Annotated in this window: 19 protein-coding genes and 2 tRNA genes; 6 read left to right on the top strand and 15 right to left on the bottom strand. The window is 65.0% G+C overall.

From position 1 onward, the window contains the following. The first annotated feature begins 4 nt into the window (after positions 1–4). Positions 5–4,432, top strand: coding sequence for a DEAD/DEAH box helicase (locus DUGA2_RS29225; RefSeq protein ID WP_070272870.1), 4,428 nt, complete (start codon positions 5–7; stop codon positions 4,430–4,432). A 1-nt stretch (position 4,433) separates the two neighbouring features. Here DUGA2_RS29225 and DUGA2_RS29220 read toward each other — a convergent pair whose 3' ends face one another. Next, positions 4,434–5,006, bottom strand: a complete 573-nt coding sequence (locus DUGA2_RS29220; protein ID WP_070272869.1) for a type 1 glutamine amidotransferase family protein — start codon at positions 5,004–5,006, stop codon at positions 4,434–4,436. 45 nt (positions 5,007–5,051) lie between these two features. Further along, positions 5,052–5,948, bottom strand: a complete 897-nt coding sequence (locus tag DUGA2_RS29215; protein WP_070272868.1) for a LysR family transcriptional regulator — start codon at positions 5,946–5,948, stop codon at positions 5,052–5,054. Between the two features lie 102 nt (positions 5,949–6,050). Between DUGA2_RS29215 and DUGA2_RS29210 the strand changes: the two genes are divergently transcribed. Both DUGA2_RS29210 and DUGA2_RS29205 read left to right on the top strand, forming a co-directional pair. Further along, entirely contained in the window at positions 6,051–7,547 is a 1,497-nt protein-coding gene (locus tag DUGA2_RS29210; protein WP_070272867.1) for an MFS transporter, read from the top strand. 70 nt (positions 7,548–7,617) lie between these two features. Further along, positions 7,618–8,184 carry a carboxymuconolactone decarboxylase family protein gene (locus DUGA2_RS29205; RefSeq protein WP_070272866.1) on the top strand — a complete coding sequence of 189 codons (567 nt, stop codon included), beginning with the start codon at positions 7,618–7,620 and terminating at the stop codon, positions 8,182–8,184. 11 nt (positions 8,185–8,195) lie between these two features. Here the strand turns inward: DUGA2_RS29205 and DUGA2_RS29200 are convergent, their stop codons facing one another. The 12 genes from DUGA2_RS29200 to DUGA2_RS29145 form a co-directional block, all read right to left on the bottom strand. Continuing rightward, entirely contained in the window at positions 8,196–9,395 is a 1,200-nt protein-coding gene (locus DUGA2_RS29200) for an ABC transporter permease (RefSeq protein WP_070272865.1), read from the bottom strand. A gap of 12 nt (positions 9,396–9,407) precedes the next feature. After that, positions 9,408–10,166: an ATP-binding cassette domain-containing protein gene (locus tag DUGA2_RS29195; protein WP_070272864.1), complete on the bottom strand. Its 759-nt coding sequence runs from the start codon at positions 10,164–10,166 to the stop codon at positions 9,408–9,410. Positions 10,167–10,264: 98 nt separating this feature from the next. After that, positions 10,265–11,596, bottom strand: a complete 1,332-nt coding sequence (locus DUGA2_RS29190) for a sigma-54 dependent transcriptional regulator (RefSeq protein WP_070272863.1) — start codon at positions 11,594–11,596, stop codon at positions 10,265–10,267. Further along, entirely contained in the window at positions 11,593–13,467 is a 1,875-nt protein-coding gene (locus DUGA2_RS29185; protein WP_070272862.1) for an ATP-binding protein, read from the bottom strand. Before DUGA2_RS29185 ends, DUGA2_RS29190 begins: the two co-directional genes overlap by 4 nt. A 38-nt stretch (positions 13,468–13,505) precedes the next feature. Next, a complete protein-coding gene (locus DUGA2_RS29180) occupies positions 13,506–14,507 on the bottom strand; it encodes a porin (RefSeq protein ID WP_070272861.1) in 1,002 nt (333 codons plus the stop codon). 21 nt (positions 14,508–14,528) lie between these two features. Next, a complete protein-coding gene (locus DUGA2_RS29175; RefSeq protein WP_070272860.1) occupies positions 14,529–15,800 on the bottom strand; it encodes a dicarboxylate/amino acid:cation symporter in 1,272 nt (423 codons plus the stop codon). Between the two features lie 215 nt (positions 15,801–16,015). Then, the gene (locus tag DUGA2_RS29170) at positions 16,016–16,927 is read right to left on the bottom strand and encodes a sulfurtransferase (RefSeq protein WP_070272859.1); all 912 of its coding nucleotides are present in this window, start codon (positions 16,925–16,927) and stop codon (positions 16,016–16,018) included. A 68-nt stretch (positions 16,928–16,995) separates the two neighbouring features. After that, complete coding sequence (locus DUGA2_RS29165) at positions 16,996–17,328, bottom strand: hypothetical protein (protein ID WP_070272858.1); 333 nt, start codon at positions 17,326–17,328, stop codon at positions 16,996–16,998. A 25-nt stretch (positions 17,329–17,353) separates the two neighbouring features. Further along, positions 17,354–18,052, bottom strand: a complete 699-nt coding sequence (locus tag DUGA2_RS29160; RefSeq protein WP_070272857.1) for a MipA/OmpV family protein — start codon at positions 18,050–18,052, stop codon at positions 17,354–17,356. After that, entirely contained in the window at positions 18,049–19,284 is a 1,236-nt protein-coding gene (locus tag DUGA2_RS29155; protein WP_070272856.1) for a beta-ketoacyl synthase, read from the bottom strand. The genes DUGA2_RS29160 and DUGA2_RS29155 overlap by 4 nt, the downstream gene beginning before the upstream one ends. Next, on the bottom strand, positions 19,281–19,526 hold the full coding sequence (locus tag DUGA2_RS29150) for a phosphopantetheine-binding protein (protein ID WP_070272855.1): 246 nt from the start codon (positions 19,524–19,526) through the stop codon (positions 19,281–19,283). The genes DUGA2_RS29155 and DUGA2_RS29150 overlap by 4 nt, the downstream gene beginning before the upstream one ends. 25 nt (positions 19,527–19,551) lie before the next feature. Further along, positions 19,552–20,382, bottom strand: coding sequence for a carboxylesterase (locus DUGA2_RS29145; protein WP_070272854.1), 831 nt, complete (start codon positions 20,380–20,382; stop codon positions 19,552–19,554). Between the two features lie 402 nt (positions 20,383–20,784). Here DUGA2_RS29145 and DUGA2_RS29140 point away from each other — a divergent pair. Then, positions 20,785–20,860: transfer RNA gene (locus DUGA2_RS29140), tRNA-Ala, on the top strand. Between the two features lie 25 nt (positions 20,861–20,885). Continuing rightward, positions 20,886–20,961: transfer RNA gene (locus tag DUGA2_RS29135), tRNA-Glu, on the top strand. A 3-nt stretch (positions 20,962–20,964) separates the two neighbouring features. Here the strand turns inward: DUGA2_RS29135 and DUGA2_RS29130 are convergent. Next, positions 20,965–21,291, bottom strand: coding sequence for a FlxA-like family protein (locus tag DUGA2_RS29130; protein WP_070272853.1), 327 nt, complete (start codon positions 21,289–21,291; stop codon positions 20,965–20,967). A gap of 310 nt (positions 21,292–21,601) precedes the next feature. Here DUGA2_RS29130 and DUGA2_RS29125 point away from each other — a divergent pair, with 310 nt between their 5' ends. Then, positions 21,602–24,298: a TonB-dependent receptor gene (locus DUGA2_RS29125; protein WP_070272852.1), complete on the top strand. Its 2,697-nt coding sequence runs from the start codon at positions 21,602–21,604 to the stop codon at positions 24,296–24,298. Positions 24,299–24,355 lie beyond the last annotated feature (57 nt).

Below are 24,355 nucleotides of genomic sequence, written 5' to 3'. Positions count from 1 at the left end.
GCGTATGCATGCGCCCTTGACCGCCCCACGCCATACCTTCCATCCCGCCGTGGCGGCATGGTTCGCGGCCGCCTTCCCGCAAGCGACCGAAGCGCAACTGCGCGCCTGGCCGCTGATCCAGGGCGGCCGGCCGGTGCTGGTGGCCGCGCCCACCGGCTCCGGCAAGACGCTGACCGCCTTCCTGGCCGCCATCGACGCGCTGGTGGCCGAAAGCGCCAGCGCCCCGCTGCCCGACGAATTGCGGGTGCTGTACGTGTCGCCGCTGAAGGCGCTGTCCAACGATATCCGCCTCAACCTGGTGGCGCCGCTGGAAGGCATCAGCCGCGAACTGGCCGCCATGGGGCTGGCCGACCACGGCATCCGCAGCGCCGTGCGCACCGGCGACACCACCCAGGCCGAACGCAACGCCATGCGCCGGCGCGCGCCGCACATCCTGGTGTCGACGCCGGAGTCCCTGTACGTGCTGCTGTGTTCAGACAGCGGCCGCGCCATGCTGTCGTCCGTGCGCACGGTGATCGTCGACGAGATCCACGCGGTGGCCGGCGGCAAGCGTGGCAGCCATCTGGCCCTCAGCCTGGAGCGGCTGGACGCGCTGTGCGCGCGGCCGCCGGTGCGGGTGGGCTTGTCGGCCACGCAAAAGCCGCTGTCGCTGGTGGCGCAGTTCCTGGTCGGCGCGGGCGGCGATTGCGCGGTGGTCGATGTCGGCCATGTGCGGGCGCGCGACCTGGGCCTGGAACTGCCGCCGGTGCCGCTGGAAGCGGTCATGCCGAACGAGGTGTGGGAGCGCGTGTACGACCGCCTGGCCGAGCTGTCGGTGCTGCACAAGACCACGCTCATCTTCGTCAACACCCGCCGCATGGCCGAGCGCATGGCACGCCACCTGGGCGAGCGGCTGGGCGCGGAGCTGGTGGCGGCGCACCACGGCAGCATGTCCAAGGAATACCGGCTCGACGCCGAGCAGCGCCTCAAGCGCGGCGAGCTGCGGGTGCTGATCGCCACCGCCTCGCTGGAGCTGGGCATCGACATCGGCGACGTCGACCTGGTGTGCCAGATCGGATCGCCGAGGAATATCGCCTCGCTGCTGCAACGCGTGGGCCGCTCGGGCCACCATGTGGGCGGCCTACCCAAGGGCCGGCTGTTCCCGACGTCACGCGACGACTTGATCGAATGCGCGGCGCTGCTGGACTGCGTGCGCCGCGATGAGCTGGACCTGTTGCACATCCCCGCCGCGCCGCTGGACGTGCTGGCGCAGCAGATCGTCGCCGAAGTGGCTTGCCGCGAATGGGGCGAGGACGAGCTGTTCGCCATGGTGCGCCGCGCGGCGCCTTACGCGCAGCTGCCGCGCGACCGTTACGACGCCGTGATCCGCATGCTGGCCGAGGGCTACACGGGCCGCAACGGCGTGCGCGGCTCCTACCTGCATCGCGACACGGTGGCCGGCGCGCTGCGCAGCCGGCGCGGCGGCAAGCTGACCGCCGTCACCTCGGGCGGCACCATCCCGGACAACGCCGACTACACGGTGGTGCTGGAGCCGCAGGGCCAGATGGTCGGCACGGTGCACGAGGACTTCGCCGTCGAGAGCCTGGCCGGCGACGTTTTCCAGTTGGGGAATACCTCCTACCGCATCCAGCGTGTTGAGGCGGGCAAGGTGCGGGTGGAGGATGCGCACGGCGCGGCGCCCAACATCCCGTTCTGGCTGGGCGAAGCGCCGGGCCGCAGCGACGAGCTGTCGATGGGCGTAGCGCGCTTGCGCGGCGAGATCGAACGGCAGCTGGCGGGCAGCCCGGATGCAGCCCCGGACGGCGCGGCGGCCATTGAGCGCGCCGTCGACTGGCTGTACGAACATCTCGGCCTGGGCGAGGATGCGGCGCGGCAGATCGTCGAGTACCTGGCCCGGTCCCGCGCCGCGCTGGGCGCGCTGCCGACCCGCGATACGCTGGTGATGGAGCGCTTCTTCGACGAATCGGGCGGCATGCAGCTGGTGCTGCACTCGCCCTACGGCAGCCGCATCAACCGGGCCTGGGGACTGGCGCTGCGCAAGCGTTTCTGCCGCAGCTTCAACTTCGAATTGCAGGCCGCAGCCACCGAGGATGCCATCGTGCTGTCGCTGTCCATCGCGCACAGCTTCCCGTTGGACGAGGTGTGGCGCTATCTGCGCTCCGCCACCGCCGAGCACATACTGATCCAGGCGCTGCTCGACGCGCCGCTGTTCAACGTGCGGTGGCGCTGGAACGCCACCACCGCGCTGGCGCTGCCCCGTTACGCAGGCGGCCGCAAGGTGGCGCCGCAGCTGCAGCGCATGAAGAGCGACGATCTGCTGGCGTCCGTCTTCCCCGACCAGGCGGCGTGCCTGGAGAACATCGTCGGCGAGCGTGAGCTGCCCAGCCATCCGCTGGTCGATCAGACGCTCGACGACTGTCTGCACGAAGCCATGGACAGCGAGGGCTGGCTTGCCCTGCTGCGCCGCATGGAGGCTGGCGAAGTGACGCTGCTGGCGCGCGACCTGCCGGCGCCGTCGCCGCTGGCGATGGAGATCCTCAACGCCCGCCCCTACGCCTTCCTCGACGACGCGCCGCTGGAGGAGCGGCGCACGCAGGCCGTCATCAACCGGCGCTGGACCGATCCCGCATCGAGCGACGACCTGGGCGCGCTCGATGCGGGCGCCATCGCCAGCGTGGCGGAGGAAGCCTGGCCGAATGCGCGCAATGCCGATGAGATGCATGAGGCCTTGATGTCTCTGGCCTGCATCACGCATGCGGAGGCGGCTGCCAACGAAGGCTGGCCCGGGTGGCTGGAAGCACTGGCGGCCGGCGGCCGGGCGACGCGCATGCGCGGTGAGGCAGCGGGGGCGCAGAGTGGCATCGACTTCTGGGTACCGCTGGAGCGCCTGGCTTGCGTGCAAGCCGCCTATCCGCAGGCGCAGTCCACGCCGCCGCTGGCCCCACCGCCCGCCGGCATCGACGGCGATAGCGAATGGAACGCCGACACCGCGCTGGTCGAAATCCTGCGCGCACGATTGAGCGGCTTCGGCCCGCTGCCGGTGGCGGCGATTGCCGGCGCGCTGGGACTAACCGCCAGCAGCGCCACCATCGCCCTCACCCAACTGGAAAGCGAAGGCTATGTGATGCGCGGCCGTTTCACGCCTGGCGCCGGCGTTGAGGAATGGTGCGAGCGACATCTGCTGGCGCGCATCCACCGCTACACCATCAAGAGCCTGCGGCGCGAGATCGAACCGGTGGAGCGCCAGGACTTCATGCGCTTCCTGTTCGACTGGCAGCACCTGCCAGCGGACACGCAACTGCAGGGCGAGGATTCGCTGCCGCTGCTGCTGGCCCAGCTGGAAGGCTACGAAGCCGGCGCCGGCGCATGGGAGAGCGATCTGCTGTCGCTGCGCATGCGGGACTATTCGAAGTCCTGGCTCGATGACCTGTGCCGCAGCGGCAAACTGGTTTGGACGCGCATCGGCGCACCGGCCAGCGCCGCCGGAGGGCCGGTACGCAATACGCCGCTGGTGCTGCTGCCGCGCCGCCAACTGGGCTTATGGCACGCGCTGCCCGCGGTGGCCGGCGAAATCGAAGTATCGCCGCGCGCCGCGCGCGTGCTCGAAGCGTTGCGGCGCGACGGCGCCATGTTCTTCGACGAACTTGTGCACGATGCGCGCCTGCTGCCGGTGGAACTGGAAAACACGCTGGGCGAGCTGGTGGCAACAGGGCTGGTCAACGCCGACAGCTTCGCCGGACTGCGCGCCATGCTGCTACCGGCGAACAAGAAGTCCAGCAACGACAAGCGCCGCCACCGTGGCGCGGGCGCGGCGCCGACCATGGAGGAAGCCGGCCGCTGGGCGCTGGTGCGGCGCGGCGACGACGTGACGATCCGTGAACGCGTCAGCGAGATCGCCGCAAGCGCCGCCGAGAGCGCGGCCGGCGGCAAAGTCAGCGCCAGCCGTGTCGTCGCGCCGCCGCGCAGGCCGCGCACAGCTCCCGAAACGCTGGAGCACATCGCCATGACGCTGCTGCGCCGCTACGGCGTGATGTTCTGGCGGCTGCTGGAGCGCGAAGCCGCGTGGATGCCGTCGTGGCGCGAGCTGCTGCCCGTCTATCACCGCCTCGAAGCGCGCGGCGAGATCCGCGGCGGACGATTCATCGCCGGCCTGTCCGGCGAGCAGTTCGCCCTGCCCGAAGCCATCCCCCTGCTGCGCGACATGCGCCGCCGCAAGCACGACGGCAGCCTGGCCTGCATCTCCGGCATCGACCCGCTCAACCTGTGCGGCACGCTGCTGCCCGGCGACAAAGTCCCCGCACTGTCCGGCAACCGCGTGCTGTTCCGCGACGGCCTGCCGGTGGCGACCATGGTGGCCGGCAAATTCAACTATCTGTACCAGCCCTCAGCCGAAGATCGGGAAGCCCTGCACCAAGCGCTGGTGCATACCTGAACTAGGCGTGCCGGCTGTGCTCGGCCGCGTGCATCGCCAGGTAAGCCTTCAGATTGTCGTCGCCGATACCCATGGTGCGCAAAATTTCCGCCATAAAGCTGACCGGCGCGCTGCCAGGCGCCGTGACCACGCGTTGATCGGCAACGGCATAGGGCACGTCCTGGTAGTGGGCGGCGCCGGCGTAACCCAGTTGCGACAGGTTCTGCGCCGAGTTGGAGGTATGGCGGACATGATCCAGCACGCCCGCCCGCGCCAACGCCACGGTGCCGTCGCAGATGCCGGCAACGACTACGTTGCGCTTGTGGGCGGCGGCCAGCAGCGCGCCTATCTCGGGCGCCCTGTCGGTCTGCCAGATGGTTCCGCCGCAGACGATCAGCAGGTCTAGCCCGTCGAGCGGGATGGCGTCGATCGCCAGTTGCGGCACCACCTTCATCCCGCCGGACGAAGTGACCGGATTGCCATCGGGACTGGCGTAGCGTGTGTCGAAGCCGTAGTAGGCGCGCGCGGTTGAATTGATCAGGGCGGTTTCCCAATCGGCAAAGTCTTCCGCGAGTATGGTGATGGAGCGTTTCATGGGGGCCTCCTTTGTCGGAAAACCAGAGCGTAATCGAAACCTCTGTCAGTTTGTGTCAGTAGTACCCGGGCGGCCGGCACGCCCTGGTGCATGCCTATGCTCCCGATAGGCGGCCGCCAACGTCCGCAACGCTTCGCGGGAACGTTGGTCCGACAGGGTCGAATGCAGCATGATCCGGGACGACGGCAACTCCGGCAAACCAAGCAGCTGGCCGACCTCGATCACGTCCGCCGAAGCGAGACGGCAGGAAAAAGGCGCGACCGCCAGCCCGGCCGAAACGGCCGCCACAACAGCGGCGCTGCCGCCCACAAAGACTTCGACCCATGCTATGCCCGCACCGTTCAACGCGCGCGTGGCGATATCACGCACGCCGCAGCCGGGCGCCAACGCCGCCAACCGCAGCGGCTCCCCGCAGCGCTGATTGAAACCCGGCGCGGCGAACCAGCCGAAATGCTCCGGCCCCAGATCTTCGCCATTGCGGCCGTCGTCCTCCTGGCGCACGATCACCGCATCCACTTCGCCGTTGTCGAAAGCATCGAGCAGGCTGCGGGAGTTCTCCAGCCGCACTTCGATGGTCAAGGCCGGGTCGCGTTCATTCAGGCGAGCCAGCAAGGTCGGCACTTCAGGCCCAGCCACATGCGCGGCGATACCTAGCCGGAAGCGCCTGCGCTCGGACGACAGCGCAGCGATCGCGCTGTCATGCGCAGCGATAAACTCGCGTGCGGCATTGAGGAACACCGCCCCCTGCGCGGACAGCCGCACCAGCCGGGGCGTACGCTCGATCAGCTTGTGGCCCAGCCGTTCCTCCAGGCGCTTCAATTTCACGCTGATGGCGCCCTGGGTCGTACCCAGCGCTTCCGCCGCCTTGGTGAAACTCTGAAAGTCGGCAATGGTGACGAATGCCTGCACCGCTTCCACATCCAACGTCACTCTGTTCATCATCTATACGAATTTGTTGTTACTGATATAGCCAATCATAGCATTGTGGAATGAATGAGTCTTCCCTACAGTTACCGTTTACTCCAGTCCTTTAGAAAGTAGCTCATGACTGTTACCCCTTTACGCCAGGGCACGCTTGCCCTGGCCGCTGTCTGTTTGTCCGCCTTGATGCTGGGATTGGAAATCTCCAGCGTTCCACCTATCCTGTCCACTGTCGAGCGCGTGATGGGAGCCAGCTTCCGGCAGCTCCAGTGGGTCATGGCTTCCTACACCATCGCCATGACGACCATCCTGATGGCCGTCGGCACACTGGCCGACCGCTATGGCCGCAAGCGCATGTTCACCATCGGTATCGTGGCGTTCGGCTTCACGTCGCTGGTGTGCGGCTTGACCGGCAGTGCGGCCGTGCTGATCGTCGCCCGCTTTTTCCAGGGCATGAGCGCGGCGATGATGTTGATCTGCCAGATCGCCATCCTGTCCACCCAGTTCCGGGACGGGCGCGAGCGCGGCGCGGCGTTCGCGTGGTGGGGCATCGTGTTCGGCGCCGGCCTGGGCTTCGGCCCCATCATCGGTGGCGCCATCCTGGCGTTGGCCAGTTGGGAGTGGGTGTTCCTGGTGCACGGTGTGCTGGCCGTCATCACGTATTTGTTGAGCCGTGCGGGCGTGCAGGAATCGCGCGATCCGCATGCCCAAAGCCTCGACATTGCGGGGATCGTGACGCTGTCGCTGGCGGTGTTCTGCTTGGTGCTGTTCGTCACGCAAGGACCGGTGCTTGGTTTCACCAGTTGGTCCGCGCTCGGCATCATCGGGCTGTCGGTCGTGAGCTTCGCCGGGTTCATCGTCGCGGAGAAAGTCAGCAAGCGACCCATGATTGATTTCTCGGCGTTCAAGAGCCACCATTTTTCCGGGGCGCTGCTGGGTTCGATGGGGATGAATTTCAGCTTCTGGCCGTTCATCATTTACCTGCCGATCTATTTCCACGTCGGGCTCGGCTACGACAACGTTCAGACCGGGGTGGCCCTGCTGGCCTACACCCTGCCCACGCTGTTCGTGCCGATGGTGGCGGAGCGTCTGTCGCAACGCTACCAGTCTGGCATCGTGATACCGCTGGGACTGTCGATCATCGGCGTGGGCTTCGTGCTGATGAAGATCGGCAGCCTGTCCGCGCAACCGGGTTCGCTGATCCTGCCGGGATGCGTGCTGGCCGGCATAGGCCTGGGCCTGACCAACACCACCGTCACCAATACGATCACGGCATCCGTATCGGCCAACCGCGTCGGCATGGCGTCGGGTGCGGACACCAGCGCCCGCATGATTTCGCTGGCCTTCAACATTGCGCTGATGGGATGCATACTGGTGGAGGGCATCATCACGCATCTGCGCAATACCTTGAACGTGCCGGAAAGCGCCAGCCTGCGACTGTTCGCGGAAAAGATCGCCGCCGGCGACTCCCACGCGGCAAGCGGCGATGGCATCACTGCGGCGTTGGTGTCCGGCTTCGGCGGCGTGATGACGTATGGCGCGGTCAGCGTGTTTGTGCTGGCTGTTGGCAGCTACCTCGTCTTCTCGGCCGAGCCTGGCCGCCGCGTGTGCAAAGTGTGATGGCGTACAGAGCGCGCGGCGGTTCCTGCTTACGCTGCAGGATGAGAATTCAACCATTGAAGGAATCGCCATGCGCCTGCCCCTGATCGCCCCGAAAAACCTGACGCCCGAACAAGCAGCCCTGCACGACAATATGCGCAAAGGTATCACCAGCAACTTCAACGATTTCATCGCCGTGCGCGAGGATGGCGCCTTGATGGGGCCGTGGAACCCGTGGCTGCACGAGCCAGGCATCGGCAAGGCGATCTGGGACTTGACGCTGGCGATGACCGCCAACGCCACGCTGCCCGACAACGTGAGGCAGATCGCCATCCTGGTGGTCGGCGCCAGCTACAACGCGGCCTACGAAATCTACGCCCACATCGCCGTCGCCGAGCGCGAAGGCATGTCGGCCGAACGCCTGGCCACGCTGGTGGCGGACGTCAAGCCGGCGGATTTAAGCAAAGAGGAAAGCGTGGCCTACGACATGGCCTACGCGCTGGCGCGCGGCGGCACGCTGCCGGAACCCTTGTACCGGCTGGCCGTCCACACGTTCGGCCAGCACGGCACGAATGAGCTGATCTACCTGGTCGGGCTGTATGCGCTGGTGTCGGTCACGCTGAACGGCTTCAACGTGCCGGTGCCGGAGCGAGAATAAGGCCAGACAGATCAGGAACGGAAGAGCACTTCTTCCCGCTTGCACCAATACACACTCAGCGCCAGCAGCAAGCCGGCGACGGCGAGCGTCGATGCGAAGACGCTGGCATAGTCCGCCACCGTGATGGTCCCTTTGACGACTTCCTTGATCGCCAGCGAGGTATTGATGATCGGCACCAGCGACCAGCCGTCGCCCAGCTTCATCCCCGGCAGCATCGACGCCATGATAGGCAAAAACACCATGATCATGGTCTGCTGCGAATAGCTGGCCGCTTCCTTGTGGCTGCGCGCATAGAAGGAAATCGACAGCAGCAGCGCGGAGACCATCGCATACGCCGGCAGAATCAGCAAGCCCAGCATCAACAGCTCGGGCAGTTGGATATATTGGGTAATCGCACTCAACTCGCCACCCGCGTTGCCCAGCACGTAGCTGGCGCAGATGCCCATCGACGTGATGCCGATGCCGCCGGAAATCGCCGCGGCGCTGAGTATCACCAGGAATTTAGGCACGACCAGGCTGGCACGCGACAAAGGCAACAACAGCAACGATTCCATCGTGCCGCGCTCTTTTTCGCCAGCGCCCATATCGATGGCCACCGCGATCGATGCGAACAATCCCATCGTGAACAGCAGGTAAGGAATCATCGCGCCGATCTTTTCGCCCTGCTCCTGGCGGTCGCTGGCGGTGCTGCTCACTTGCAGCGTGAACGGCGCGCTCAGCGAGGCGGACGCGCCCTGCGCCACGCCAAGCACGGCCAGGCGCTCGCTGCGCAGCTTGTCCGTATAGGCAGCCGACAACAAGGGCTTGACGCGCTTGCCGACACTATCGAACACAATGGCGGTGTCATAGCGCAGCGACAGCTGCGGTTGCTGTCCCGCCAGAATCGCCCGTTCACCGCCTGCGCCATAGATCACCGCAAAATCGATCTGCTTGGCCCGGATGCCGGCAACAGCGGCCTCCTCCGTTGTGGCCGGGACCGGCTTGAGCAAGGGCGCCGCTTCCAGCACCGCGCGCAGCAACGGCGCGCCGTCGGAGGCGACCAATGCATAGCGCAGTTCGCGCGTGCCTTCCTGCTGCGCCTTGTTTGACGCCAACTTGATATAGCCGAAGGTCAAGGCCGGGAAAATCACGGCCGGCATCAACAGCATGAACATCAGCGTGCGCTTGTCGCGCAGCACCTCTAACAATTCTTTATAAAACACATTCCACATGGGGATAGGCCTTTACGCTGAAACTTGGGGAGTGGTGATCTTGTGCAGATAAGCGCCGTGCAGCGAGGTCGTGCCGGTCTCGCTGAGCAAGGCAGCCACCTGGCCTTCATACACGCTGACGCCGCTGTTGATGATGCAGACTTCGTCGCACAGGTCTTCGACCTCGTGCATGTGGTGCGTGGAAAAGATCACCGCGGCGCCGCTGCGCTTGTAGTCGAGCACGAAATCGTTGACCAGCTTGGCGCCGAGGATATCCAGCCCCGTGGTAGGCTCATCGAGGATCAGGATGGCCGGCGTGTGCACCACCGTGCGGGCGATCGCGGCGCGCTGCTTGTTGCCAAAGGAGAGTTTGTCGACCTGCTGATCGGCATATTGCCGCAGCCCGAACTGGTCGATCAACTGGTCGGTCCTGCCGCTGAGCGCGGCGCCGCGCAGGCCATAGGCGCGGCCGAAATATTCGATGTTCTCACGCACCGACAAGCGCTGGTACAAGCCCGTATGGCCGGACAGGAAGCCGATCTGGCGCCGCGCATCCATCTGCTCCTGAGTCAGGCGCAAGCCCTGCACCCGCACTTCGCCTGCGGTCGGCGCGATCGCGCTGGACAGCATGCGCAGCGTGGTGGTCTTGCCGGCGCCGTTGGGACCGATCAGGCCGAGCACCTGGCCGGGACGGCAGGTGAACGACACCGATTTCACCGCTTGTACCGTCTGGCCCTTGGCGCCTTTGGCGGTCGATTTGAAGTCTTTCTTAAGCCCCACTGCCTCTATCATGTTTGCCCTTTTGACTAAACAGACCAGCGCCTCCGCTGTTGCTGCATGGACAAATTATATACTTGATATGACAATACTGCATTTTGGAAATTATTGACTTATTTGTAGTCGTCCGGCGTCAGCGCGTACTTTTGCATCTTGTAGTACAGCGTTTGCTTCGGCACGCCCAGCGCGTTGCTCACTTCGGTGACGCTGCCGCTGGCGCGGCGCAGCTCTTGCTCGATGACGGCGCGTTCGAAGCAGCCCACCTGGTCCGCCAACGGCAGCGGCGCCATGCTGCGGGCCGACAGCAGGCCGTCGGCGCCGCTCGACAACCCCAGCACGAAGCGCTCGGCGATGTTGCGCAGTTCGCGTACATTGCCCGGCCAGTCGTGCGCCATCAGCGATTGCATCAGCGGCCCCGGCACCGGCGGCGGGGTGCGCTTGTAGCGCGCCGCAGCCCCCAGCAGGAAGTGTTCGAACAGCAGCGGGATATCTTCGCGCCGCTCGCGCAGCGGCGGCAGGTTCAATACGATCAGGTTCAGGCGGTAGTACAGATCGCTGCGGAATTTCTGCTGGTCCGACCATTCCTTCAGATCGACCTTGGCCGCCGCGATCACCCGCACGTCCACCGGCACCGGGCTGTTGGAGCCCAGGCGCTCGACATAGCGCTCCTGCAGCACGCGCAGCATCTTCACCTGCAACGCCATCGGCAGGCTCTCGATCTCGTCGAGGAACAGCGAGCCGCCGTCCGCGTGCTCGATCTTGCCCACCTGCCGCTTGGCCGCGCCGGTGAAGGCGCCCGATTCGTGGCCGAACACTTCGCTCTCGAAGATGGTTTCCGGTATCGCGCCGCAGTTCAGCGCGACGAAGTTGCGCTGATGCCGCCGGCTGAACTGGTGCAGGCAGCGCGCCACCATTTCCTTGCCGGTGCCGGTCTCGCCGTAGATCAGCACATCGGCCGGCTCGTCGGCCAGGTCCAGGATCAGGCGGCGCAGGTCGCGGATCGCGGCCGAGTCGCCCAGCAGCGTCGCTTCGATGCCCTCGCCGTGCTCGATACGGTGGCGCAGCGCGGCCACTTCCAGCACCAGGCGCCGGGTTTCCATCGCCCGCTGCACCACCTCGGTCAACTGCTCCGATGAATACGGCTTGGCGATGAAGTCGTAGGCGCCGTCGCGCATCGCGCCCACCGCCATCGTGATGTCGCCATGGCCCGTCACCAGCACCACCGGCAGTTGCGCGTCGATGGCCTTGACGGCCGCCATGAGGTCCAGCCCGCTCATGCCGGGCAGGCGCACGTCGCTGACCACCACGCCGTCAAAGCCCGGCGTAATCAGCGGCAGCGCCTGTTCGGCTGTGTGGAAGGCTTGCACGTCGATGCCCGCCAGGTCCAGCGCCTGCGCGCTGCCGGCGCGCACGGTGGCGTCGTCCTCAATCAATAATACTTTCATGTCGTCTCCGGCTCCGCAATCGGCAGTTCGATGATAAACCGGGCCCCGCCTGCGGTGGTCGATTCCACCAGCAGCATGCCGCCAAATTCGCGGATGATCTGCTCGGAAATCGCCAACCCCAGGCCCAGCCCCTGCCCTTGCGGTTTTGTTGTAAAAAATGGTTCGAATAAATGGTTGCGGATCGCCTCCGGTATACCCGGCCCCGTATCGGAGACGGCGATCATCGCTTTCTGAAAACTTCGGGTCACGCTCACCGTCAGCTGCCGCGTTGCGCAACCGTCCATGGCGTCCAGCGCGTTGGTGAACAGGTTGACCAGCACCTGCTCCAGCCGGTTGCTGTCGCACAGCGCGTGCACGTCCTGGCTCAGCATCGACATGCGGAAGTTGACCCGCTCCTGCTCCACCCGCCGCTCGACCAGGAACAGCGCGGCGGTGATCGCAGCCGCCACCGGCACCGGCTTGAGGCTGGCGTCGGCCTTGCGCGCGAACTGGCGCAGTTGCCCGGTCAGCGCGCCCATGCGGGCGATCAGTTGCGAGATGGTCGCCAGGTTGCCCTTGGCCTCGTCCAGGCGGCCGCGCTCGATCAGCACGCGGGCGTTGTCGGACATGGTGCGCAGCGCCGTCAGCGGCTGGTTCAGCTCATGCGTGATGCCGGCCGACATCTGCCCCAGCACCGCCATCTTGCCGGCCTGGACCAGATCGCTCTGCGCCTGCCGCAGCTTTTGTTCGGCATGCCGACGGACGACGTTTTCCTCGCTCAGGTTGTGCGTCATCTGCTGCAGGCTGGCGGTGCGCTCGGCCACCATCGTCTCCAGGTGGTCGTAGGCGCGCTGCAGGTCCAGACGGGCGCGCTGCCGCTGCCGTCCCAGCCGGCGGCGCTGGCGTGCGTACAGCACCAGCATCACCAGCAAGGCTTCGGACAGCCAGGTGAACAGGAAGGCGTTGCGCGCGCTGGCCTCGGCCGGCGCCAGGTCGGACAGGTAGACGAACTGCCACTTGCGCGGCGACAGCGAACGCGTCTGGCTCAGCATGCGCGTACGTTCGGCCGGGGCCGGCGTGGCGACGATGCTGGCGCCGTTGTCGAGCTGGCGCAATTCACGCAGGCCCAGCGGCAGCAGGGCGTGCGAGAAATACTGGCGCGACACTTCCAGCTCTTGCAGCACGGCCGGCTCCAGCGGCGCCAGCGCGCGGTATTTCCAGTCGGGTACCGAGCTCAGGAAGACGACCCCGTGGGCGTCGGTCAGCATCACCTTGTCCGTGCCCTGCACCCAGCCCTTTTCCAGCTTCTCGATATTGACCTTGACGGTGGCCACGCCCAGCATGCGGCCGTTGTGATAAATACCGTGGGCGAAGAAGTAGCCAGGCTCGCCGCGCGTGGTGCCGACGCCGTAGAAGCCGCCCGGCGTGCGCCGCAGCGCATCGCGCACGTAGGGCCGGAAGGCGACGTTGTCGCCGACGAAGCTGTCCGGCTCGCGCCAGTTGCTGGAGGCTTGCGTCAAGCCCTGCAGGTTGACGATGTAGATGGTGGTGGACTTGGACAGCTTGTTCAACTGCTCCAGGTGGGCGTTGACCTCGGCCCGCAGCAGCTCGTCGTCGGGCTGCTGCAGCAAGGCGATCACGTCCTTGTTGAGTTCCAGCGTGCCGGGCAGGAAATCGTATTTCGACAGCAGGTTTTCCAGGCTGACGGCGTAGCTGTCGAGCCGTTGCGCGCCGGCCAGGCGCAGCTTGTCGATGGCGGCGTTCTCGGTCCAGCGCCAGGCCAGCAGCGCCAGCCCGAGGCAGCACACCAGCACCAGCAGCCACAGCACGAACCGGCGCAGCAGCCGGCTTCCCGACACGGACGGCAAGACGGTCTGCGCTGCTGCTGCCATAAGCTCCCCTGTTGTTATTGTAGTTTCATCCGCTCACATTAAAACACATGGCGCACGCCGAGGTTGACTCCGGTTGTACCGGCGCCACTATCGGTCGCATTGCCAACGTGGAAATTGGCGCCGTTGCGGTTGATGATGCGGCCGTACGCGGCGTACAAGTCGGTGCGCACCGACAGCGGATGCACATAGCCGACCGCCATCTGGCGCGCGCGCTGCTGCGCGGCCGAGTCGTCGCGGTGGTCGACGTACGAGGCCAGCAGCTTGCCCGCACCGAGCGCCACGCTGACGCCGAGCAGGCTGTCCTTGCTGGTGTTGCCCAGCAAGTCCTGGTTGCGCGAGTAGGCGGCGTGGGTGGTGACGCCGCCGATGCGGTAGCGTCCGGCCAGCATGGTGTTGCGGCTGTGCGCGGTGGCGGTGGTATTGTCGCGCTGGTGATGGACCAGCACCAGGCTCAGCGGGCCATTGTCGTAGCTGGCGGCGGCGCCGATGGCGCGGTTCCTGGCGCTGTCGCCGGCCACTTCACCGAAGCCGTACAGCACGTCGGCCGAGAAGCCCTTGTAGCGCGGCGTGGTGTACTCGACCGAATTGTCGACCCGCGAATTGGGCGAGAAGATATTCTGCGCATTGCCCGCCAGGCCGATCACGAAAGGATCGGCCACGTCGCGCGTGGCCTTGTAGTACGGCGAGTACTGGCGGCCGACGCTGATGGCGCCGGCCTCCTTGCTGGACAGACACACATAGGCCTGGCGGCCGAACAGCAGGCCGCCCTGCCCGGCGGCGCCGGTGTCGACGGTGAAGCCGTTCTCCAGCACGAAGCCTGCGCTCATGCCGCCGCCCAGGTCTTCCTTGCCCTTGAAACCGATGCGCGAGCCGGAGGCCACGCCGCTGCTGATGTTCTGCGTGTTGCCGGCGGCGCCGCCGCGCTCCAGCACCAGGCCTGCGTCGACGACGCCGTAGACGGTCACACTCGATTGCGCTTGGACTTGCGCCGCGGCCGATACCAGGCCCAGCGCCAGTGCGCTGATCACATACTTTTGCATCTTTCAGTCCCCTCTATTTTTTCAAGCCGCGCGCATCGTGGCGGCGACAGGTTGCTGCACTTCTTCTTCCAGCGCGCCTTCCCACTTGGCGACCACGGCCGTGGCGACGGCGTTGCCGACCGCGTTGGTGGCCGAGCGGCCCATGTCCAGGAACTGGTCGATGCCCATCAACAGCAGCAGGCCCGCTTCCGGAATGTGGAACTGGTTCAAGGTGGCGGCGATCACCACCAGCGAAGCGCGCGGCACGCCGGCGATGCCTTTGGACGTGACCATCAACAACAGCAGCATGGTGATCTGGGTGCCCAGCGACAGGTCGATGCCATAGGCCTGGGTGATGAACAGCACGGCGAAGGTGCAGTACATCATCGAGCCGTCCAGGTTGAAGGAATAGCCCATCGGCAGCACGAAGCTGGAGATCTTGCGTTGCACACCGAACTGGTCCAGCGCGACCAGCAGTTTCGGGTAGGCCGCTTCCGAGCTCGCGGTCGAGAAGGCCAGCAGGAAAGGCTCGCGGATCAGCGCCATCAGGCGGAACACGCGCTTGCCGATGAAGGCGAAGCCGCCCAGGATCAGCAGCGCCCACAGGCACACCAGGCCCAGGTAGAAGCCGCCCATGAACTTGGCGAAGGTGGCCAGGATGCCCAGGCCGTTGGTGGTGATGACCGATGCCATGGCGGCGAACACGGCCAGCGGGGCCAGGTTCATGATGGCGCCGGTGATGCGCAGCATGACTTGCGCCAGCTGGTCGATCACGGCGGTCAGCTTGGCGCCCGCTTCGCCCAGGGCGCCCAGCGCGCTGCCGAAGAAGATGGCGAACACCAGCACTTGCAGGATTTCGTTATTGGCCATGGCCTCGATCGGCGACTTCGGCACCATGTGGCTGACGAAGTCCTTCAGCGTGAAGGCCGAGGTTTTCAGGCCGGTGGCGGCGTCGACCGGCGGCAGCGGCAGGCCCAGGTGGGTGCCCAGCTGCATGAAGTTCGACAGCACCATGCCCAGCGTCAGCGATACCAGCGAGGCGATCACGAACCAGCCCATGGCCTTGATGCCGACGCGCCCGGCAGCCTTGCCGTCGCCCATGTGGGCGATGCCGACCGCCAGCGTGGAGAAGACCAGCAGCGAGATGATCATCTTGATCAGGCGCAGGAAGACATCGGTGACGATCGAGATGTGGCCGGCGATGTCGGCGGCGATCTTCTTGTCCGGGAACGTGTCGTGGCAGGCATAGCCCACCAGCACGCCGAGCACCATGGCGATCAGGATGTAGAGGGTTAATGGACGTTTCTTTTTCACTTGGCTTCTCCAAATTCTTGTTGTCGTAGTCCCTCGGCATGCGCCGTGGGTCTGGGCTAGTTAGCAATGGTTGTGCCAGCCTGAAACAAGCTTAAATTCGGAAGCAAGTCCTTGATTCTAAATATAATTTATTATGGAAACATTTGCCGGGCCGGGTGCGGCGTCCCGAAATCCATACACCATGCGGTGGCCGTGTATGGAAAGTTGGACGACGCTCAGGCGGCGGGCGCCGTCTGGCTCCACTCGAACCAGCCGCCGTCGTAGACGCTGATGTCGGGCCAGCCCATCAGCCAGGCGTAGAAAAAGGCCATGGAAGCGCGCCAGCCGGTGCCGCAATAGAAGGCCGTCGGCGTACCCCGGACGATGCCGTGTACGGCCCATTGCGCGATGAGGTCGGCGGCCGGTTTCATGCTGCCGTCGGCCAGGTGGTAGGCGCTCATGCTGTTGACGTCGCCGTCCTCGCCCGCCCTGCCCCAGCGCGCGCCGGGGATGTCGCCGGCGGCGATGTAGCTGTAGCCGGAAGCCCGGCCGGTGAATTCGGCCTCGGTGCGGATGCTGGCCAGCACCGCGTCTTCGCGCGCCAGCAATGCGCGCGCCTCGGCCGTGCCGATCAGGTATTCGGGGTGTGCGGGAAACGCGACGCCGAAGTCGGCCGCCGCAACCGGGGCGGCTGCCGGGCCGGCCATGCTGGGGTGGCCGCCGGCCTGCCAACGCGCATAGCCGCCGTCAAGCAAGCGCACATCGGCCACGCCCGCGTATAGCAGCAGGTGCGCCAGCCGCGCGGCGGCCAGGTTGTTGCGGCCGTAGACGATGACGGTGGTGTCGTGACGCACCCCGCGTGCCAGCAGCAGCGCCTGCAGGGCCTGGTCGGAGACCTTGTTCCACAAGGGTTCCTGCTCGATGCCGCCGGTGTCGAAATACGTGGCGCAGGGAATGTGGGACTGTTCGAACAACGCCGCGCTATCGCAGCCGGCCTCGAACAAGCGCCAGCCCGCCGCCGGTGCAGCCTCGACCGCTGCGCCCGCAGTCAACGTCGCCAGCCAGCCCGGCGTGACGAGCTGGCGCCAGCGGACCAGGTCCGGACGAAAGCCTGCGGCGGCAATGGCGTGGGTCAAACGGGAAGTCATAGGGCAAGGCGCGTCGCTTGGTAGAGGGGCGGTATTTTACGCGACAAGACGCCCGGCAGCTATTGGCCCTACTTTGCGGCGGGACTGCGCGGCTTGCCGTCCACGTACAGCGTGCGGGCGGTCTTTGTCACGACGTATTTGATTTCGCATACCTCAGGCACGGCGCCGTAGGAGCGGCCGTTCAAATAGACGGTGCGCTGCGTCAGTTGCAACTTGTCGTCATTCATGAGCGCGATACCCTCACTGCCACGGATGGTCGCCACGCCACCGTCGTCGGTGACATTGATACTGCTACTGCTACCGCCGTCCTGGCGAGGCGCTTTGGCGGCGTTGCCCGCGTAGGCGGAGAGGGAAAATACGACAGCGAACAGCGGGATCAGATAGGAAATTGGTTTCATCATCGTGTATGCATGAAATTGAAAATCTTTAATCGAAGCGGTAGCTGAGCGCGACCAGCCCGGAATCGAGCGAGCGCCGGCGCACGGCGGGGTTGTTGCGGATGGAATCGTCCAGCCAGGTGCGGCGCAGGTTGGCGACCAGGTACCAGTGCCCGCCCAGATGCGCCTCCACCAGCAGGCCGACAAACAGATTGTTGGCGTGGCGGGTCACGCCATCGTAATAGCGCACGTAACTGGCCGAACGGTATTCGAGGCCGGCCTGCGGATAGAAGGCGTAGCGCCCTTGCTCGATTTCCGCCGCGTACATCAGGTCCAGCATGGCGCCGTGCGATTTGCCGAGGTCGCGGTACAGATTGGCCATGAAGGCGCCGACCGGCGTCACCTGCAAGGTGCCCAGCCCCAGCGGCAGCGACGAGCTCTGGCGCGCTTGCGGCGGCGCACTGGCGCGGTAGCCATCCTCCATCGCGCGCGTCACCAGTTCGACACTGCCGTAACCCACAGGCGCCAGCTTGATGCCGAAGGTGTCGATGCGCGCAAACGCCGGGCCGTAGTCGAAGTTCAGATACGGGACCAAGCCGGTGCTGCGCGACTGCGCCGCCACCGCGACCGGCGCGGCACTCACGCCCAGGCCGACATCGCCGACCAGGTGGTTGGCGGTCTCTTGCGCCTGCGCGCAGCCCGCGCACAGCAAGGCCGTCGCGGCCCAGCGCCGATACAGGGCGCTCACCGGAAGGCGCTGACGATCAGCGCGACATTGCTGCCGCCGAAAGCGAAGGAGTTCGACATCGCAGCCTGCAGGTCCAGTCCGCGCCGGCATTCGCGCGGCACGTAATCGAGATCGCATTCGGGATCGGACTTATCGAGGAAAGCCGTCGGCGGCACGGCGCCATGGCGCACGGCCTGCGTGGTCAGCACGAATTCCAACGCCCCGGCCGCGCCCAGCGTGTGGCCGTGCATGGACTTGGTGGAGCTGACCAGCAGCTTGCCCGCCAGTTCGCCAAAGGCTTGCTTGATCGACGTGGTCTCGGCGACGTCGCCGGCCGCAGTGCCGGCGCCATGGGCGTTGATGTAGCCGATCGCCGACAACGGCAGGCCGGACTGCTCCAGCGCCTGGCGCATCGCCCGCTCCTGGCCGTCGGCGTCGGGCTTGGTGATGTGGGTGGCGTCGTTGCTGGTGCCGTAAGCGACCAGCTCGCCCAGGATGGTGGCGCCGCGCGCCTGCGCCGACTCCAGCGATTCCAGCATGACCGCCGCGCCCGCCTCACCCAGCACCAGGCCGCCGCGTCCGGCCGAGAACGGCCGGCACGAACGCTCGGGATGCTCGGCATCGACCGGCGCCAGCACGCGCAGCGCGTCCCAGGCGCTGACCACGCCGTAGCTCAGCAAGGCTTCCGAACCGCCGGCCAGCACGCGGTCGGCGTAGCCGTGGCGGATGTGGCGATAAGCCTCGCCTATGGCCTGCGCCGATGACACGCAGGCGCTGCTGTAATTGTTGACGCTGCCCTTGAAACCGCAGCGCAAGGCGATCTGCGCCGCAGACGCGTTGTTCATGCCGGCCACGACCGACATCGGACGCACGCGGGTTTTACCTTCGACGAACAAATCGACATAGCCGGATTCGACGGTGAGCGCGCCGCCCATGCCGGTACCCCAGAACACGCCGCTGCGCTCTGGCGCGACGGTGGCGTCCAGGCCCGACTGGGCCAGCGCCTCGCTGGCGGCAGCCCAGCCCAGCAGCGCGAAGCGGTCGAAGACCGGCAGTTCCGAGGTCTTGACCAGCTCCGGCAAAGGAGTACGGATCTGCGCGGCCGGCGTGCCCGGACGCTGGCGGTCGCCGCCCAGTTGCAGCAGGCCGATGCCGCTGCGGCCGGCCAGCGCCTGCTCGAAATTATGGTCGGCGCCAACGCCCAGCGAAGAGATCGCCCCCAGGCCGGTGATCACCACGCGATGCGCGGTCATGCCTGGGCAGCCTTGCCGGCCAGGTAGGTATCGATCTGGTCGGCGATGTCCTGCACCACGACCAGTTTGGGACGCTCGTCGCCGACTTCGATGCCGAATTCCTCTTCCAGGTCGAAGATCAGTTCGATCACGGTCAGCGAATCGGCGCCCAGCGCTTCGAGTTCGGTTTGCGGTTGGATCTTGTCTTCAGGCAGGTCGAGGCTTTTGGCGAGCAGTTTGGCTACGGTGGGAAAGGAATTCATAAAAATAGTCTCAGTATGGTATGTGTTAAGCGCGGTTCAGCAGTGCGTCCTCGGACGGCAGGTGCTGGTTGAAGAACGCGATCGTTTCGTCGGCAACGAGTTCCTTCTCATTGTCGAGGGTGATGATGTGGTAGCTGTCGTGCAGGATGATCTTGCGGCGGCTCGGCGAGCTGATGCTGCGTTCGACCAGGTCGGCGCTCTTGGTGCTGGCGACGTCGTCTTCCTCGGCATGGATGATCAGCGCCGGCGCGGTCACTTTGGACAACTGGCCGCGTACCTGCTTGATCAGGCGGTGGGCCTGGAAGATGCCCTCGGCCGACAGGCGCGAGGCACCGGCTGCCGACGAATCGCTGACCTTCATCTCGCGCGCGATCCAGCGCCGCAGGTTTTCGTTTTTCAGGCCGTAGGGGTAGCGCTCCTGGTAGGAATACCAGTGGCGGGCGGGCGTGTAGTACGCCAGCGGCAGCAGGAAGCGATACTTGGGGATGCTCCAGCCGTCGTACGACAAGGTGGTGGCCAGCAGGCCGAGGGCCGCCACTTCGTCGCCGCGCTCGATAGCAAGACGCAAGGCCAGCACCGCGCCGATGCACAGGCCGACCACCGACACGCTCTCATGGGTTTGCTTGAGCTGGTCGAACAGCCGCGACACTTCCTCGAACCAGCGCTCGCTGCGCGTGGTCCGATAAGACTCGGCCTGGCCGGACGAATAGCCATAACCCGGTATCAGCGGAATGACCACGGTATAACCTGCACGTTGCAGGCGCTTGCCCACGTATTGCATTTCCAGCGGGTTGCCCAGCAGGCCGTGCAGAGCCAGCACGGCATGTGGACCGCCTGCCAATTCAATAGTCTTCATACTACCCTGTTCAAGAAAATCTTATTATTATTGACCGAGGAACGGTTGCTGCGCGCTGTCGCCGTGGTCGTCAATATCTGGAGTCATAATACCCTCGTTTTGCGCAGAAATTCCAGTTACCGCCGCGCCGGAATGCCGTCGACATGCAGTTTTTTTGCCGAGGGTGTGCAACGCTTGTCCGATCAGCTCGCTGTGATCATCGATGCGTAGACATGGATGCCGTGGAAAAGTTCGAGGATGAAATCATCCAGCCCGTAGGGGTCGGCGAATTTTAGCCGCTCCAGGCTATCGGCAGCATGACCACTTGATTACAGATTGGAAAGGCAAAACGCCCCGTCCGCCGATGCGATAAATTCCTTTGCTTTGCGCAGACCGTTTGGCTATAATCTCGCCCGCACACAGGGGGGTATAGCTCAGCTGGGAGAGCGCTTGCATGGCATGCAAGAGGTCAGCGGTTCGATCCCGCTTACCTCCACCAATGTGCTTCAATTTGGCAGTTCACAGTCCCCATCGTCTAGAGGCCTAGGACATCACCCTTTCACGGTGAGTACGGGGGTTCGAATCCCCCTGGGGACGCCATCATCACGCGGTCGTATCGACCACGCTTCCTACCGTGGCGTCGCTGGCTTTCGCTTTGCGGGCCGCGGCGGCCGACACTTCCTGCTGATGCTTCAACTGTTCCAGCGCCGCCTTCTGCGCGGCAGCCGATTGCAGTTGCCCGATCTGCGTCTGCAACGCCTGGATCTGGATCTGCAGCAGCTTCATGCGCTCCTTCGCGCCCGGCGACCTGTCTTGCGTCGCCTCCCGCAGCTTCTTCATCAAGTCGCCCATCCGCCTTTGCAGCACTTCGATGGCACTGTTGCTGCCCGAAGCGCCGCCAGCGCCGGCCGCTCCCACTGCTGTCACCATGTCCGCCCCCCATGCCATATTCTCAAGTGTACCATTTTAACAATAAATTCGTCCGATTATGCTCCTGAAGATGTAAACGGTATAAATCAAAGAAATCGCAGCGCTGATTCGAAAGCTGGCATACCGGTTCGCTTTCGCTTCTGTGGCAAAAAAACAGCTTTTGTAAATGGTTTATACAAAAAACATTGTTTTCCTTTTGGCAAACTGATCCCTCTTATGTGAGACTAAACACCCACCTTGCGCTGCAACACAGCCGCCGGGTGCCCGCAGTCAATCACGACCGCATACACATATAAACTCGGGAGCATGAATGAAGTTGAAAGAGAAACAGGGAGTCCTTTCCGTCCGTCTGGCGCTGAGCGTGCTGGCCGGTTTCACACTGCTGTCCGGCGCTGCGCAAGCGCAGACCGCAACCAGCAACGATAAAACCTCCGAGCCCACCAAGGTCGTCATCACCGGCTCCAACATCGCCCGTATCGCAGGCGAAGGCGCGACCCCGGTGGAAATCGTCACCCGCGTCCAGATCGACCGCAGCGGTGCGTCCACCGTCGTCGAACTGCTGAGCAAGCTGCCATCGATCGGCGTCCAGCTGGACGGCAACAGCAAGAGCTCCTTCGCGGGCGGCGCCGCCTCCGTCGGCCTGCGCGGCCTCGACCCGAAATACACGCTGATCCTGCTCAACGGCCGCCGCTTGGCCAACTACGGCTTCGCCGACGGCGCGGAAAACAGCTTTGTCGACCTGAACACCCTGCCGCTGGCGGCACTGGAATCGGTCGAGATCCTGCGCGACGGCGCCTCCGCCATCTACGGCTCGGACGCGGTGGCCGGCGTGATCAACTTCCGCACCCGCACCAACTACCAGGGCCTGGAAGTGGCCGGCCGCGTGGGTGAAAACATCAAGGGCGATGGCTCGACCGGTAACATCAGCGCCACCAAGGGCTGGGGCGATATCGACGCAGACGGCTACAACGTGCTGTTGTCGGTGGATGCACTGAAACGCAATTCGCTGCGTAGCAGTAAACACTCGGCGCTGGCCCTGCCCGACTACCGCAAATACGGCGGCACCAACAAACTCGCCACCACGTCCTTCCAGGGTTGGGTGCGCGACTACACCACCGCCGAACCAGGCTTCGCCATCCCCGGCTGCAAAGGCCAGATCGGCAAGGCCGACACCGGCGACCAGGTCTGCTTCACCAATCCGGAACGCATCCTGACGCCGTCCATCCAGCGCTTCGGCGTCTCGACCATCGTCACCAAGCGCCTCGGCGGCGGCGACGAATTGTTCGCCGAGCTGGGCCTCAATCGCAACAAGTCGGCTTACCAGCAAGGCTATCCGAGCTTCGATAGCCAGTTCCTGGTGCCGACCGCCGGCACCACCAATCCCGGCGTGCTGGGCCTGCCTGGAGAGACCGACGAAACCTATGGCTTCACGCCCGGCGACCGTCTGCAGGTCTTCCACGACATCACCGAAGCGGGCCGCAGCGTCCAGACCATCACCAACACCACCGCGCGCGTGGTCGGCGGCTGGCGCGGCAAGGTGCAAGGCTGGGACAGCGAATTCGCCGTCAACCTGAACCAGAGCAAGCTGGCCGACGACACTACCAACGGCGTATTGAAGGATGTGTCCAACGACCTGCTGGGCAAAGGTATCCTGGGCAAAGGCGGCTACGATCCTTTCAACCCGGCCAATTCGCTGAGCATGGTGCAATCGATGATGCACACCATCCACCACGCCGCCACCTCCCGTCTGGGCACGGCGGAATGGAAGATGAGCACGCCGGAATTGTTCAGGCTGCAGGACCGTCCAGTCGGCTTCGCCTGGGGCGCGCAAGCGAGCCATGAATCGATCGACGACGTCCCTGACGATCAAACGCTGGCGGGCAACATCGTCGACTACGGCACCACCGGCAGCGTGGCGTCGCGCAATCTGTACTCGGTGTACGGCGAGCTGGCGGTACCGCTGCTGGCCAACCTGGACGCGCAAGTGGCCGCGCGCGCCGACCACTACAGCGACTTCGGCAACAGCTACAACCCGAAGGTGGCGCTGGCCTGGCGTCCGGCCGAGACGGTCCTGGTGCGCGGCTCCGCCACCACCTCGTTCAAGGCGCCTACCCTGCCGGAGATCGGCGCCACCACCACCGCCTACGCCAGCGTGGCCGACTGGGCCCGTTGCGGTCCGCTGGGCTACGTGGGCTCCCAGTGCGCCTACGGTCCCAAGCAATACCTGAAGGGCAATCCGAACCTGAAGCCTGAAAAGGCCAAGAACTATTCGGTAGGCATCGTGCTGCAGCCACTGAAGGAGCTGGTCGTGTCGCTGGACTGGTATGGCATCAACCAGCGCGATACCATCCAGGCGCTGGACGCGCAATACGTGCTGGACCACGAAGACAGCATCCCGGGCTACGCCGCGCTGGTCGGCCGCGATCCGCGCAACCCGGCACTGGAAGCCGCCCATCCGGGCCTGAACAAGGGTCGCATCAACAACATCACCACGCCATACAGCAACGTCGGCCAGACCAAGATTTCCGGTTTCGACATGAACCTGAAATACGATCTGTCGCTGGGCGCTTACGGCAAGCTGCGCTTCAACGAAGTGATCAACCGCACGCTGAAGTACGATCAGAGCATCACGCCTAACGATGCGCCGGTCAGCCGCCTGGACTCGATCTACCATCCGCGCTGGAGCAATTCGTTCAGCACCGCGTATGAGTATGGTACGAGCCAGTTCTCCGCAACGGCACGCACCGCCGCCAGCACGCTCAACATCGACGATCCTACGCACACGCAGGATGCGGCCGTGACGAACGCACGCATTCCTTCGTACACCGTCTGGGATCTGAACTACAGCACCAAGGTCAGCCCCAAGCTGACGGTGAACGTAGGCGTCAACAACGCGTTCGACAAGGCCATGGTGTATGCCAACACGGCTAACGTGAACACCTATGTGCAAGGCTTGAACGATGTCGTGGGACGTTATGTGTATGTGAACGCGCGTTACGCGTTCTAATCCGCCAGCCGGATTGCTAAACCGCCGCAGCGCCCGCACAGGGCGCTGCGGCTTTTT

The organism is Duganella sp. HH101 (assembly GCF_001758795.1).
Taxonomy (GTDB): domain Bacteria; phylum Pseudomonadota; class Gammaproteobacteria; order Burkholderiales; family Burkholderiaceae_D; genus Rugamonas; species Rugamonas rivuli.
This window is presented reverse-complemented; position numbering and strand designations above follow the sequence as displayed.